The 14,316-nt window shown below is 36.4% G+C and carries 9 protein-coding genes; 2 read left to right on the top strand and 7 right to left on the bottom strand.

Annotated features, from left to right (window positions below; all coding sequences use genetic code 11):
- Window positions 1–47: 47 nt before the first annotated feature.
- Both PB01_RS20830 and PB01_RS03765 read right to left on the bottom strand, forming a co-directional pair.
- Complete coding sequence (locus PB01_RS20830) at window positions 48–194, bottom strand: hypothetical protein (RefSeq protein ID WP_192797459.1); 147 nt, start codon at window positions 192–194, stop codon at window positions 48–50.
- 15 nt (window positions 195–209) lie between these two features.
- Entirely contained in the window at window positions 210–1,427 is a 1,218-nt protein-coding gene (locus PB01_RS03765) for a helix-turn-helix domain-containing protein (RefSeq protein WP_192797458.1), read from the bottom strand.
- A gap of 127 nt (window positions 1,428–1,554) precedes the next feature.
- Here PB01_RS03765 and PB01_RS03760 point away from each other — a divergent pair, with 127 nt between their 5' ends.
- Entirely contained in the window at window positions 1,555–2,841 is a 1,287-nt protein-coding gene (locus PB01_RS03760; RefSeq protein ID WP_151698951.1) for a S8 family peptidase, read from the top strand.
- Window positions 2,842–3,229: 388 nt separating this feature from the next.
- Here PB01_RS03760 and PB01_RS03755 read toward each other — a convergent pair whose 3' ends face one another.
- Entirely contained in the window at window positions 3,230–3,700 is a 471-nt protein-coding gene (locus PB01_RS03755) for a competence protein ComK (protein ID WP_151698950.1), read from the bottom strand.
- Between the two features lie 272 nt (window positions 3,701–3,972).
- Here PB01_RS03755 and PB01_RS03750 point away from each other — a divergent pair, with 272 nt between their 5' ends.
- Window positions 3,973–4,461, top strand: coding sequence for a sigma-70 family RNA polymerase sigma factor (locus PB01_RS03750; protein WP_151698949.1), 489 nt, complete (start codon window positions 3,973–3,975; stop codon window positions 4,459–4,461).
- A 162-nt stretch (window positions 4,462–4,623) separates the two neighbouring features.
- On the opposite strand, the gene PB01_RS03745 is transcribed toward PB01_RS03750, so the two are convergent.
- The 4 genes from PB01_RS03745 to PB01_RS20825 all read right to left on the bottom strand — a co-directional run bounded on the left by PB01_RS03745 (window position 4,624) and on the right by PB01_RS20825 (window position 14,272).
- Window positions 4,624–10,146 carry a S8 family serine peptidase gene (locus tag PB01_RS03745; protein ID WP_318837509.1) on the bottom strand — a complete coding sequence of 1,841 codons (5,523 nt, stop codon included), beginning with the start codon at window positions 10,144–10,146 and terminating at the stop codon, window positions 4,624–4,626.
- Between the two features lie 658 nt (window positions 10,147–10,804).
- Window positions 10,805–11,449, bottom strand: coding sequence for a response regulator (locus PB01_RS03740; protein WP_151698948.1), 645 nt, complete (start codon window positions 11,447–11,449; stop codon window positions 10,805–10,807).
- Window positions 11,446–13,164 carry a sensor histidine kinase gene (locus PB01_RS03735; RefSeq protein WP_225986154.1) on the bottom strand — a complete coding sequence of 573 codons (1,719 nt, stop codon included), beginning with the start codon at window positions 13,162–13,164 and terminating at the stop codon, window positions 11,446–11,448. The genes PB01_RS03740 and PB01_RS03735 overlap by 4 nt, the downstream gene beginning before the upstream one ends.
- Complete coding sequence (locus PB01_RS20825) at window positions 13,151–14,272, bottom strand: DUF5305 family protein (protein WP_192797456.1); 1,122 nt, start codon at window positions 14,270–14,272, stop codon at window positions 13,151–13,153. Before PB01_RS20825 ends, PB01_RS03735 begins: the two co-directional genes overlap by 14 nt.
- Between the last annotated feature and the right edge of the window lie 44 nt (window positions 14,273–14,316).

The raw sequence follows: 14,316 nt of genomic DNA, 5'->3' as shown, positions 1-14,316 counted from the left end.
AAATTTATAAATGCTTAAATAATATATACTTACTAAATTTGCAGTGATTAGTCTTTGACTATTGGTGGATGGATCGGAAAGGAATTCATCTCGTATATTTCATTAGAATCTATTGCTGCCTCTACTTTCTCAGCATTCATATTTGTAGCTATAGCTATAGCCATTATTAGCATCAAAAGAATTGCTTTTTTCATTAGTATACACCTCCTTTACATAATAAATTGGACAGCCTTTTCAAATTCTCCTTCTTGTTTATAATAATCGGCTAAGATGTTTGAAAAATGATGATGTGCCTCTTTTAACTCGCCTCGCTTGGATGTAAATGGCATTATTTTTTTCTCTAAAAATAACATGGCTTTTTCTTTTTGGTCATTTAACAATAATAAATAAAATATTGCGTATAACCGATAATGTAACGCTTTCATTTTTAGTGCTTCCTCTTTTAAAAGTTCAAAACTCTCTTTGCTTTCAGACCACTGCTCCAATCTGAACTCAGTCTGGGAAACATTATATAAACAAAGTAGATAGTTTTCATTGTTTTTAGGCATAATAGTAGAGCTTTTTTTAAAATAAGCAAGTGCAATTGAATAATTCCCCATATTATGATGTAGGTCACCAATATTATGATATATCTGAGGAAGCAAATTACCATGAGGAAACATTTCTGTTATTCGTAAAAGATAATTATAAGTTTCAAGCGCTTCATTATAAACTTTTGAACGTGAATAATTGATCGCTAGTGACATGAGGGCATAAATAATTCTTTTAAAGTTATATTGTTCTTTAAAAAATTGCAACGCTTTTTTACCGTAAAGTATAGCCTGACTAGACTGATCTAAATATCCTTTCACAACTGCTAAATGATAATATATTTCTCCTTCAAAAGAACCCAATCCTATATGTTCTTGGACAACGTTAGAAAGTAGCTCATCAGCTTCTTCATACCTCCCCCTTAAAACTAAAATTAACGCACTAAAATAAGAAAGTAAATACTTTTCATGTTGGGAAAAATTCTGTTTTTGAAATTGCAACCACTTTAACTGTTTTTCAGCTTTAGCTATGTCCTTTATAAACAGATAGTATCTCAGTTTATATAATTCATTTAGATATATATAGTCAGTAAATAGAACAATTTCTTGATAATATTCTAATTGCAAGAACGCTTCTGTTACTTTCTCTTCCTCGCAATATTGAATATGAGCTAAAAATTCGGCTAATACATGTCGAATGTTTCGGGAACTATCTTCTACATTTTGTAAGCTTATCGCTAATCGTTCTAGCAATAATCGTATTGTTTCCTTATTTGCTTCTTTACTATTATTCTCAATTTTACTGAGGTGGGGAATCGAACAAATCCCCATAGAAAGCGTACTCTGAGTCATTCCTTGTTTTGAACGATGAAACTTTATCAACGAACCTATTTGCACAATCTCACCTCCTTTATAAATAATAGTATTAACTCTATAATAGTCGAAATTTTCCCAATAAACAAAACTATATTTATATGATAGTTTAAAAGTGTACCAATAATAAAAATAAAAAGGAGCTAGGACAATGAGCAAATTGAAAATTTTATTGTTAAGTGCACTACTCGTAGGATCATTAGCCGTACCAGTACAAGGAAGCTTTGCAGCAAACACCACTTCCCCTATTGATGACATGAACTCTACACAAGATTCGGAAACTTTTCGAGTTTATGTAGAAGCAAACAATAGAACGATGAAAACTAGTTTAAAAGGATCCTATAAGGTCCGTTGGGAGCTAACAGAGAATGGGTTCTCTACAGAAATGAATGAAAAGCAATTTGAAGCGTTGCAAAAGAACAAAAATATTACTGTTACTAAAGTACAAGAAGTTTATTTAGATACAGATACTCGCTCTACAGAATTCGAAACGACTGCTGGAGAATACCCTACCCAACAAACACCATGGGGAATAAAAGCAATCTATAACAATAGCAATCAAACAACTACTTCTGGCGGAAAAGGTATTAACATAGCTGTCCTAGACACAGGTGCAAACATCAGCCATTATGATTTAATCAGTCGAGTAAACCAATGTAAAAATTTTACGAGTACTCCTTCTATCATTAACGGAAGCTGTTCCGATGGCAATGGACATGGTACGCATGTATCTGGTACTGCATTAGCAGATGGTGGTAGTGATAAAGCAGGTATTTACGGAGTGGCACCAGAGGCAAATCTTTGGGCTTATAAAGTCTTAGGTGACAATGGATCAGGTTTTTCGGATGATATTGCTGCCGGTATCCGACATGTAGCCGATCAAGCAGTAGCAACTGGAACAAAAACCGTGATTAATATGTCTTTAGGATCTGCGGCAAACGATTCTTTAATTTCAAGCGCAGTAAACTACGCTTATGGTAAAGGCGTATTAATCGTGGCGGCGGCTGGAAATTCAGGCCCATCCCAAGGTTCCATTGGCTACCCAGGAGCTTTGGTCAGCTCTGTAGCAGTAGCGGCACTTGAAAACGTTCAGCAAAATGGAACATATCGCGTTGCAGACTTCTCATCCCGCGGATATGCTACAACCGCTGGGGATTATATTATCCAACAAGGGGATGTGGAAGTCTCCGCTCCAGGTGCTTCCATCTATTCTACATGGAATAATGGTGGATACAATACGATTAGCGGCACATCCATGGCAACTCCTCACGTTGCAGGTTTAGCAGCAAAAATTTGGGCCCAGAATCCATCTTGGACAAACATACAACTTCGTGCTGAGTTACAAAAACGAGCAAAAGCTGTCGACATTAAAGGTGGCATTGGTGCTTCAGTAGGAGATGACTATGCTTCTGGATTTGGATTTGCACGTGTACAATAAATAAGAAAAACGCAAGTGCCCTTTAAGTACATTTGGTCTTCACCAATTCCTGAGTGCTTTGGACTAAACGGCGACGTACAAACATCTGTCACAAGGTTACCGAAAAAAGAGGATCTGGAAGTGATTCAGCTACTTCCAGATCCTCTATAAAATTCTTCGTTAAAAGTGGTGTAGCCTATAAATATATGCTTTCAAGTATAAAATTGCTTGAAGGCTTTTTTAGTTTCATAATTACCCGCGTCCCTGTATTAGCCACAATTTGGGGAACAATTGAGACTGACACAAGGACGCGGGAATCTTCTTTTCAAAAAAATAAGCGGCTGAGGTTTATCACTCAGCCGCTTATACGTATGCTACTTATTATAAATTTCCGCCATCATTCATTTCCCTACTTCTGATCTAAATCACGATGAATGATGCGGTAAGTCTCGATTAATGTGTGTAGTCTTTGTTGTTGTTTCAACAGGACATTTTTAGAAACATTAACCTGAACAGACATTCCATTGCTAAATGTAACAAGGGATACCCCTTTTCCTGTTTCCTCTATTTCAAATTGGTGATTAAAAATCCAAACACATTCGACGTGTTGATAGGACATAGTTGGAAATGCTCCTATCTCATTTGGATCAATGAGTATAGGTGTTTTAACGACATAATTCATTAGTTTTTTTATTGCTTGCATACGTCCTTCTAGTGTAGAAGCGAATAGAATGCATGCATTGCCGAGCAATTGTTTCACAGTCATTTCGGAGTGATAGATGCCTTGGGTTGTAATAATTTTCGTTTTAAACTCTCCTGTAAATACTGATTCAAGCATCAAAGTTTTCTTGTTAATTAAATTAGAATCACAGTCTTTCAAAATTAAATCCCCCTTTTCCTTTACTATGGTTATATACTACCAAACTTTCATATATTTGTATAGTCTGATTTTACTGAATATATGTAATTATGAGTTTTTTCTTTATGTATTAGTTATTATTCCCAATATTAAACAATTAGTTCTTGTAGAACGAACAGCATGTTTATACAAGCAAAAGTCCCATTTCCCCTTTTGGTAAATAATGTGAAGACAGATTATGCTGAGGCTACCTAGGAATAATTGAATCGTGCACGACTCCAAAGGAAAGTACAGTGTCAACATTCGAAGAGAATTTAGTACAATTTGAACCAATGATTTCTGCATGCATTCGAAAATTATCTATCTACAAAAATCATGAATTATATAGACAAGCTGGGAGAATTGCGTTGTGGAAAGCATGGGTAAAATTCGATGCGGAGAGAGGTGATTTTGCCCCATATGCATACAGATGCATTTACGGAGGGATTCTAGACGAATTAAAAAAAGAAAAACAAATAGAAGAAACGATTGATCCCATGGAAGAAGAAAAACTGACATTTCTAATAGAGCAAACATTAACCCAAAGCATCCACCATGAATCTTTAGCTTTCGCATTAGAAAAGTTAACAACAAACGAACGAGAACTGATCTTATGGATCTTCGTCGAAGGAATCTCGCTACAACAAGCAGCAACACGAGCAGGAATTACAATTCCAGGTATAAAGAAAAGAAGAGAACGATTGTTGACTAAGTTACGGGAGAATATGCCTAAGAAGAATTAAATGGGCGTTTGTCGCTCTCTTCTAGGCGGAGTGCTCGCGTTCGGTAATGAAATAAAAACGAAGTAGCCAAGTTTCTGGCTACTTCGTCTTATATCATATGAACCATTCGCTAATCTCTATTAGGTGTAGAGTTTGCCAGCATTTTATCAAAGTGAATAGAAATCAGTTAACTTTTAGAATATCTCCTATTATTAAAGGATTTCCAACGATCACTTCAATTGTCACTTCCATTTTACCGTATTTAACGGTGATCGTTGTATTTCCTTCTGCTTTTGCTCTTACTAAACCGTTACTTACAGAAGCTACTTTACTATCTGCTACTTTATATGTTGCAGCGGTGGTAACGTCTCTTTCGGTTGTTGTTCCATCTGCCATTGTTGTTACTTCTTTCATAGTCAGTTGTATTTCTTTTCCTGGTTTCATCTCAAGTTTTGTCTGGTTTACGGACAATGTCACAACTGGTGCTTTAACGTTCACATTTACAGTTACTTCATTTTTACCGTATTTAACAGTGATTATGGTATTGCCTTCTGCTTTTGCTTTTACTAAGCCACTCGTTACGGAAGCCACTTTACCATCTGCTACTTTATACGTTGCAGCGGTTGTAACATCTCTTTCGGTTGTTTTTCCATCTACCGTTGTTGTTACTTCTTTCATGGTCAGTTGTACTTCATTTCCTGGTTCCAAATCAAGTTGTGTTTGGTTAGCAGTCAGTGTTACTTCTGGTTCTGTAACTGTCACATTTACAGTTAATTCATTTTTACCATGTTTCACAGTAATTTTTGTACTTCCTACTGCTTTTGCTCTTATTAAACCATCCGTTACAGATGCCACTTTACTATTTTCAACTGTATACGTTGCGGCTTTTGTTACATTTTTTTCTGTTATTTTTCCATCCAACGATATAGTTAACTCTTTAACCGTCAGTTGTGATTCTTTTCCTGGTTCCAAATCAATTTGTGTTTTGTTTACAGATAGTGTCACTACTGGTTCTGCAACCTTCACATTGACAGTCAACTCATTATTCCCGTATTTAACAGTGACTGTTGTTCCGCCTACAGCTTCTGCTCTTACTATACCAGTACTACTTACGGAAGCCACTTTGCTATTTGCTACTGTATAGGTTGCAAAATTTGTGACGTCTACTTCTTTTGTTTTACCGTCTGCCGTTGTAGTTACTTGTTTAATCACTAATTTTGATTCTTTTTCTGGTTCAAGAACAATGTCTGTTTTGTTTGTAGTCAGTGTTACTTGCGGTTCTATAACCTTCACATTTACATTTAATTCATTTTTACCATATTTAACGGTGATTTTTGTACTTCCTGCAGCTTTTGCTATAACTAAACCACTTTTTACAGAAGCTACTTTTTCATCTGCTACTACATACGTTGCAAATTTTGTGACGTCTGTCTGTTTTTCTTTTCCATCTGCCCCTGTTGTTACTTCTTTAATCGTCAGTTGGGACTCTTTTCCTGGATCGAGAACTATGTCTGTTTTGTTTGTAGTTAGTGTCACCACTGGTTCGATCACATTCACATTTACAGTTAACTCATTTTTACCATGTTTAACGGTGATTGCTGTACTTCCTGCAGCTTTTGCTGTTACTAAACCATCCTTTACGGAAACCACTTTACCATCTGCTACTTTATACGTTGCGGCTTTTGTTACGTCTGTTTGTGTTGTTGTTCCGTCTGCTGCTGTTATTACTTCTTTAATCGTCAGTTGTGCTTCTTTTCCTGGTTCTAGGCTAATTTGTGTTTTGTTTGCAGTCAGTGTTACCACTGGTGCTTTAACTGTCACATTTACAGTTAATTCATTTTTACCATATTTAACTGTGATTGTTGTATTTCCTTCATTTTTTGCCTTTACTAAACCATTCGTTACAGAAGCCACTTTACTATCCACTACTTTATACGTAGCAGCTTTTGTTACGTCTTTTTGCGTTGTTTTTCCATCTGAAGTTGTTGTTACTTCTGTAATCGTAAGTTGCGCTTCTTTTCCAGGTTCTAAACCAAGTTGTGTGTTGTTCGCAGTCAGTGTCACTCCTGGCACCACAACTACAGGATCTTTTACCGTCACATTTACAGTCACTTTATTGACACCATGAGAAATAGTAATCGTAGTGGAGCCTTTTGCCACTGCCGTTACAAGTCCGTTCGTAACTTTTGCAACTGATTCATCTGATACAACGTACGTAGCTGCTGCAGTTACGTCTTTGTTCGTAGCTTGCCCTGTTGCTGGTGTGGAAGTTTCTGTAACAGCAAGTTGAACTTTTCCGCCAGTAGCTAAGTTAAGTTCTGTTGGATTCACAGTAAGTGTTACTACTGGTGCTTCGACTACAGGATCTTTTACCGTCACATTTACAGTCACTTTATTGACACCATGAGAAATAGTAATTGTAGTGGAGCCTTTTGCCACTGCCGTTACAAGTCCGTTCGTAACTTTTGCAACTGATTCATCTGATACAACGTACGTAGCTGCTGCAGTTACGTCTTTGTTCGTAGCTTGCCCTGTTGCTGGTGTGGAAGTTTCTGTAACAGCAAGTTGAACTGTTCCACCAGTAGTTAAATCAAGTTCTGTTGGGTTTACAGAAAGTGTTACTACTGCTTCTGGCTCTTTCTTTTCATAAATTAATGCTTCTCCAAAATTGCCTGCCTCATCCGTAACTTTAACGGTTACAGAATTTGTCTCATCAGTTACAGGGAATGAGAATGATCCATCTTGTGCTAAATTGAATTTCACTGCTTCTTTTGCTACCCCATTGATAGTCGCAATATAAGAAGCGTGTAGTTTTACATTCAAATCATAATCCAAATCATACTTATATAATTCTTTATTGTAATCGATATATTTGTCGGACACTTGCCCTTTTGCAACTTTATCTTTCACAGAACCTGTAATTACTGGTTTTGTTGTTTTAACAATAATTGGTCCAACGTAGGCACCAATTGGTCCTGTAGATGTCGCTGCAGAAAAGTCCATCGTATATAAACCATCTGGAATCGTTGTTACAGGTGCACTGCTCCATGGTTTGTACGGTCCTTTTACTGCTAGCGTATATGAACCAGCACGAAGTGAAGCAGCTGCATGTATATAGCCGATATATCCATCCCCGTATTCTCCACCGTCAGGATTCATAATATCCCAAATCTCAATATAGTTGGTTGTTACATTGCCGGTCAGAGTCCAGGAAAGAACAGCCTCATCTTTCACACCATCTCCATTAAAGGATAGGTCTGTTTCTGTTATTTTCATATCCTTAATTGCTATTGGAACTACGGTAGTTAAATCAGCTGCAAATGGCAATGAAATTTCGGAACCTCCACCGTTAATACGGATATATCCTAGTATTTCTGACCCTTTTGGAGCCGTAGCTTTTGATCCAGTTAATTTAACATTTAACAATTGTTCACCAGCCAACGTGAATGTCGGTTTGTCAACAGTCACTTTGGCATCACCAAATGTCTTGGTAACATCCACTGTCACATTATAATTTCCACCGTTACCCTTCAAATCTTTTACAAGGACTTGTTTCGTAACCGAAATATTTGCTGATAGTGGCTGTGGACCGAAAGTAACAGTTCCTTTTATGTTGTCTACAACTGTACCTTTACTGTCTAAAACTGCCTTATCAGTCGCATAAGCAAGTACACTTGGGTGAGCGGCCGCATATGCATCAACACGTCCAGCACCTTGAGCGAATACATCATATTTCGCTTTATCCAGAATTTTCGCTGTATTTGAAAGCGCTACTTTCACATCGAATGCATTCCAAGTTGGATTCGCTTGTTTGACAAGTGCCGCGATTCCTGCGATATGCGGTGTAGCCATCGATGTTCCCGTTTTACGATCATATGCTTCATTATAAACAGCATTTGGGAAATCCGCTTTGTACATTGGGATTGTTGACATAATATTTGTACCAGGGGCAGTTACATCTGGTTTGATATCAAAGTTCGGTGTGGATGGCCCACGTGAGCTTGAATCGTTTACTTCATCCCCCAATGTTTTTGTTGAACCAAAGTTACCAAAAGAAACATTACCTTTCCCACCATTTAACGCTGCACGTACTGCAACTCCGTCTGTATAAGACATATCAAATGTTGGAATGAATGCAAATGAATCACCTAGGAATACTCCTGATTCTTTTGGTGAATTGGACCCCGCTGCAGAGTTGTGAATGATTGTTGCTACTGCTCCATTCGCTCTTGCATACTCAATTTTATCGACAAATGCAATGTTACCTCTAGAAATCAGTGCAACCTTGCCCTTTACATCGATTCCTTCATAATCCTTTGCTTCTCCGTTTCCAGGAATTGCAACTAAGTCAAATTCACCTGGAAGTTGTGTTGCTAAATTTTTCCCAAAAGTAGTTCCCATTAATTGTAGTTTTTTCGTAAGATTATAGGCACCAACTGTGACATTCACTTCTCCGTTATACATCGTTTCAGGGTTTGTTGTGTTTCCAACCGCAATTCCTAGTCGAGATGTAGACGGTGTTCCTATTGTTCCTCTATTTGGACCTGAGTTTCCTGTTGCTACAACAGCAATTGTCCCAGCCATCATAGCGTTATTGATTGCGAAAGATCCGCTATCCGTTTCTGAGTTATTCTCCCCACCAAGTGATAGGTTAATAACATCCATCTTTTCAATTACAGCAGTATCAATCGCTTTTATAATACCAGAGTTAGATCCACTTCCGTATGCTCCAAGTACACGGTACATATACAGGTCCACTTTCGGTGCAATCCCTTTAATGCCGTATTCGTTCGCTCCACCAGCTGCGATAATACCCGATACATGTGTGCCATGAGAAGTATAGAACGCACTACCTTTATCATTAAACTCAGGTGTTCCAGCTGGGCGTTCTACTGGTGAAGTTTCCGACGCATCATTATCTGCACGATTTCTTGTATAGGTAGATGAATTCGGGACAAAGTTCTTTCCACCTTTGTAAATCCCTTCAAATTCCGGATGGTTCGCATCGATTCCAGTATCAAGTACTGCAACTTTAATGCCTTGTCCTTGAATCCCTTCGTTCCAAAGCTTTTCAATTCCTAGAAATGAAATACTTGTATTCATCTTTGCATCTATAATATCTTCTTTCGTTGGCATGATGGATTTAGTTGGTTTAGATAGTCTTGATTCTCCCGATGCATACACAATTACATCAGGTTCTACTAATGTTACTCCTTGAATAGTAAGTAATTTTTGGAGGTCATTCGCTTTAACAACCGCTGCAAAACCATTCAAAACGGTATCAAATGTATAGCCTTGCTTAATAATAATGTTTTTTATTGCTAATTCTTTTTTTACAGATGTTTGTTGTGCTAGTACTTTCGTTCTTATTTGATTCTGTTCTGAGATTGAGAGTTTTTTTCCATTTAATTCATTTATCCCTTTTTCAAGGGCAACCGGTTTTTCAGATAATTGAATGATTACCGCAATTTCTTTATTGCCCGATAAATTTTGTAAGTCTTTGTGTAACTTTGGTCCACCATCCAACAAATCTAGTTGCTCCGCAATCGCTGCCTTTAACTGCATCGTACTTTCGTTCGGAATAGTTTGTTTGAATGGTTTTACATCGGTATTTGCAGATGCACTCATCGTCGGACCAACCAACGAGAATACCATAGCTAGTACCATTAACGCACTAAATAATCGATTAACTAATTTTTTCTTCAATATAATTCCCCCTTTAGTACAGATAATTTCGCTTTATGAAACTATGAGTTTTTCTACCCTAATTGCTAGTATTGTTTTATAGGGACCGCATCCTTCCTATGAAATGAAGTAAAGTATACCTAATATGGTACTTTCCTAATGTATGTGCTAGTATACTTTGCTATGACTAATTTCCGGCGACATTCACCTACAAAATTCCCACACAATTATACATTTAGCTGTAGTGCTACAAATGATTTAATTTACTTACCCGCGTCCCTGTGGCTGACACAAAGACGCTAGATTCCATCTCGGATTCGAAGAAACTGGTCTCGGGTCTAGATAAACAGGCCTCGCTTCACTTTAAATTGGTCTCGACTTCAATACAATTGGTCTCGAAGTTTCATAAAGTGTAAATAAATACACATAGTTAAGCAGCTCTTGATTTCTAAAAGGGTTTTGCAGTTAATTACCTACATGGCACTGTATTGGATCAAAGTTCTACATGACACTCCTCTTCTTACGAGGAGCTAAAACTTCCAATTTATTAAAAACAAAAACCACTCAAGTATAAATGCTTGAGTGGTTTTTGTTCGAATTAGCAATAGTACTTACACCGTTTATGACAAAGTTGTTACGGGTGCCAGGCACCCGTAACAACTTTGTCATAATTTTATATTTAGGAGTTTATGACGTATTTGACTAGGCCTTTTGCATTTGCGTATAGGGCTGCTTGGGTTCTGTCGGCTAGACCTAATTTTGCGAACACTTGGCTGACGTGTTTTTTTACTGTAAATTCGGTTATATAGAGTGTTTTTGAAATTTCCTTATTGGAATGCCCTTTGCCAAGTTCTATTAATATTTCTTTTTCTTTTGGCGTTAGTTGTTCAATATGCCCATCTTCTTCAAAGGGAGATTTCGCATTCATGATTAAATCTAATACGGTCGGATCGTAGTATTTACGTCCTTTGTTTATCATTTGCAGAGCATGTATTAACTCTTCTGGAAGGGCTTCTTTTAATAAATAGCCAGCTACACCAATTTCTTTCGCTTGGTTAAAGTCTTCTTCATTTGTGGAGGAAGTTAACACAACAAATTTGCATGTTGTTCCTACACGAGAAGCCTCCATTATTAAATCTAATCCTGAGTCATCCCCTAAACGAAGATCTACTATCGCAATATCCGGTTTTACTGTTCTAAGAAGTTCTAATGCTTCTCTTCTATTCGTAGCTTCTCCAAGAACCTCCATTAACTCATCTAAAGAAAATAATGATCTTAGTCCTTTTCTAATTAATGGATGATCATCAATAATAACTACCTTCATGAACTAAGCACCTCTTGTTTTTTTAACGTATACTCATTTGGAATGTCTATTTGAATTTTTGTTCCTACTCCTAGTTTCCCGTCTATCAAGAATGTTCCATTATATGAATTTACAATACTTCTTATGTTAAAAAGACCTATTCCCTTTTCCTGTTTTTCTTCTTGATTTTGAAGATTATACCCAATCCCATTGTCTTGCAATACAAGTAATGTTTTTTCTTCTTGTAAAGATAATCTTATCTCCATCGCACTACATTCCCCGTGTCGAACTGCATTTCCACACGCCTCACAAATAATTCGATAGAGCTCTGTTTTTAGTTTAGAAGAAATGAATGATTCATCTCCCGTTATTTGGTAGTTAATTTGTACTTCATTTAGCTTGGCGTATTCTTCTAAATAGTTTTTGACAAGTACTAAAAATGGTTTATCACCTTTTTTCACTGAGCTGAGTCGATAAATAGCAGCTCTAAGTTCTTTTATAGTCGAATTTGCGGTCTTTGATAGAAATTGATACTCCTTTTCTAACTCTTCTTTCGAAATATTCCGACTCTTAACTTGTAGACTATGCAATGAGTAGACAATTCCAAATAGTTTCTGAGAAACACTGTCGTGAATTTCATTGGCGATGCGATTTTGTTCCTCAATGATAATTAGCTGATCCATCATGTGGTCCATGTGTATTCTTTCCAACATGATTTCACTAAGTTCTGCTATAAATTCAAATGTGCGGTTTAGTAAGTAAGTATCACTTACCTCACTGAAACTGCTAACCTTTATACCGACTACTCCTACATTTTTAGATGTTCTAATTATTTTCATCCAAAAGTATTCATCGTGAATCTTATCCATAAACGATTGGTTATTTTGACTAATATGATGCCACTCTTTTTTGAGTTCCTCTTCCATGTTCAAGATGTTAGTAGTATTTGCTAGATAACTTTTCTGTTGATGAAGATCTATTAACCAAAAGAAAGCCGATTGTTTTTGGGTGCATCTAATGAGTGAGGATGTAATTTCAGTTGTTAACTTTTCAGGGCTTTTATCCGATGAAAAATTATCCATTAAATGATATAGAGACATGATATGTTCTAAAGTATCTGCATACATTTCGTTTGCTTCTGACAGCTTTTTATTTACAAGTAATAATTCCTCTTGCTGACTTTTTAGTATAGTTGCCTTCAAATCCATTCCTTTCATGAGACCCGAAAATAACATGACAAGAACGGCAGTTAGTAAACTAACTAGATAAACGTAGGAATTTTCTTGTAATATGTGAAGTATATCGGTTGTATTAAATAAAGTAAAAGAAATGAATGTCGCACTACTTAAATAGAAAGTTAATACCCACCAACAAAAGGAAGGCGTTAGAAAACTTGCTGCTACTAATACAGGATTCAGCGCATACCATATAAATGGACTTGCAATACCACCTGTTGGAATGAGTAATAAAGTCAAACCAACCGTTTCAGTTAAAACAATCGTCTTTAATATTCTATTATTTTCTCTATTTCTTCGTTGTAAATCCGTTAAGATCCAAGCCGCTACTCCAAGCGATACAACTAACCCTAATTTAAAAACAAATGACGATTGAGGTGGTCCTAATAAAAAAAAGCAAGATGTTAATAGAAAAGAAATAGATCGATAGATAAGCACTAGATGCGTTTTACTAGAAGGATTCTTTCGTATGAAGGAATAAAAGTGATTATTCCAGTGCATATGATGGATCACTCTCTGTTTCATCTTTACTATTTTTACTCCGACTTCTACTGCGACTCCGTGATAATTCCATTTCATTAATTTCGTATTGATACATATAATCCCCATCTATGATGAAATACAACTTACTTTCATAGTAAAAAATAGGCAACTCTTTTGCATCTGCAATTTGGATGATCGCTTTAAACGAATTTAAGGTAACGATCGATTTTCGATCAATTTCTACTTTATTGGACACTGGTATTAATCTATTTCCATACTTTTTAATAATTTTTTCCCCTTGAGATGGAACAATCCTTTTTCGATTAGCCATAAAGTCTTTATTCAAATAGCTAATTAATACAACAAAGAGAAGAACGAACACAGTACTCGTGATACGAACAGGAACTGGAGATGTATCAAACCCGAACAAACTAATTGTATTAGAACTAACTTTTGTAGATATAAATGGTACGGAAGAAGCAAATTCTTTCTCACTAGCTAATAAAATTTCATCATATGAAAGCTGAAAAATTAAGTGATCCTCCATTTGAATATCCTTCACAGTCCCGTTATAACTAATTGTTCCTTGGACATTTGGAACAATTTCCATCGTATACTTATCCGCTCTTACTCCAGTTTCATCTTCTACCTTCGTAATAAAATTTTTAATCATCTCTAAATCAATTTTATAATTTCCATTAATAATAGACACTTCTGCCCCTGTTTTTTCAAATGTCTTCTTTTGTTCTAAAGGGAAAGATCTCTCCCAATACTCTCCCGCTCTTAGTAGTAAATTTACTTCATGGGACACTTTTGCACTTACAGGCACCCCCGAATTTATGGTTGTTAGAAGAGTAAAAGGAATCTCTTTTGTAACTTTCTTCATAATCGTATTTCCTACTTCCACTGTACCCCCTTTAGGATAAAGGATATTAGGTATAAGTGTTGCCTTGTAATCATAGCTTGATTGAATTTGCGACACATTTTCATTTATTTGTGTCGTGTCGGAGGATGTCATTGACCAAGAATATACAGAAATAATTGCTGACATAGTGAGTAATAGTAATAAGATGAAACTAACCTTCTTCTTATCTCGCTTTAGTAACTTTTCTACGACTTCTTTCAATTTTATCGCCCCTCTTTTTGTCTAATCATTGCTCAATCATTTGT

This window comes from Psychrobacillus glaciei, assembly GCF_008973485.1.
Classification (GTDB): Bacteria; Bacillota; Bacilli; order Bacillales_A; family Planococcaceae; genus Psychrobacillus; species Psychrobacillus glaciei.
This window is presented reverse-complemented; position numbering and strand designations above follow the sequence as displayed.

Excerpts from the sequence above, each read along its gene's own strand:
- PB01_RS20830 (WP_192797459.1), bottom strand. The coding sequence starts at position 194 with ATGAAAAAAGCAATTCTTTTGATGCTAATAATGGCTATAGCTATAGCT.
- PB01_RS03760 (WP_151698951.1), top strand. The coding sequence starts at position 1,555 with ATGAGCAAATTGAAAATTTTATTGTTAAGTGCACTACTCGTAGGATCA.
- PB01_RS03740 (WP_151698948.1), bottom strand. The coding sequence starts at position 11,449 with ATGAAGGTAGTTATTATTGATGATCATCCATTAATTAGAAAAGGACTA.
- PB01_RS03735 (WP_225986154.1), bottom strand. The coding sequence starts at position 13,164 with ATGCACTGGAATAATCACTTTTATTCCTTCATACGAAAGAATCCTTCT.